Below are 300 nucleotides of genomic sequence, written 5' to 3'. Positions count from 1 at the left end.
GCTGTCCAACCGCGGCGGCACCCTCACCGCGGCGGGCAGCGCCGAGAGCGACATCGTGGTGAGCGGGCAACTGGACAACACCCAGGGCACCGTGGCCAGCAACGGCAGTCTTCTGTCCATCGCCGCCGACCAACTGATCAACGCCCATGGCACCCTCAGCCACACCGGCAGCCAGGGGCTGAGGCTCACCGCTAACGGCGTGACCAACACGCAAGGCAGCATCGTCAGCAGCGCCGCGCTGACCTTGGCGGCCAACACGGTGGATCAACGCCAGGGCACCCTGGGCGCGGCCAGCCTCCA

General features: G+C 69.3%; 1 protein-coding gene. It reads left to right on the top strand.

What is annotated here, in order from left to right; translation table 11 throughout:
• Positions 1 to 300 (top strand): hypothetical protein (locus XalbCFBP2523_RS16065; RefSeq protein WP_146084170.1); only part of this gene is annotated, 300 nt, incomplete at both ends.

It is taken from the genome of Xanthomonas albilineans, from assembly GCF_002939705.1.
Taxonomy (GTDB): Bacteria; Pseudomonadota; Gammaproteobacteria; order Xanthomonadales; family Xanthomonadaceae; genus Xanthomonas_A; species Xanthomonas_A albilineans.
The sequence above is the reverse complement of the archived record's forward strand: the minus strand, read 5'-3'. Positions and strand labels throughout refer to the sequence as shown.